Here is a 305-nt window from a genome sequence, read left to right on the forward strand (position 1 = left end):
CTTTTATATCTATGAACACATATTGGACACCAGAAACGTCATCTTCAGCTTCTACACTTACTTGTACACTTTCCCCTGCTTTGTATGTTTTTTTACCTACTTCTACTTTATTTAATGTAGGTGGTTGTTGGTCCGATCCTAAATCATTTTCAACATTGAAATTCGCGTTAAAATCTCTACCACCCCTATATACCACAGGATGATCAGCATTATCATACATAACTATTGTACTTACTATATATTCTCCAGACTGTGCATATGAGCTTAGTGGAATATTAGCAACCCACTTTTTAGTTTGAGAGTCA

The 305-nt window shown here is 35.1% G+C and carries 1 pseudogene; it reads right to left on the reverse strand.

Features of this window, described 5'->3' with window-relative positions:
• Positions 1-305 (reverse strand): annotated as a pseudogene (locus tag H6481_RS28500) (S-layer homology domain-containing protein); the annotation flags it as partial.

Source organism: Bacillus sp. ME78, from assembly GCF_903970865.1.
GTDB classification, from domain to species: Bacteria; Bacillota; Bacilli; order Bacillales; family Bacillaceae_G; genus Bacillus_A; species Bacillus_A cereus.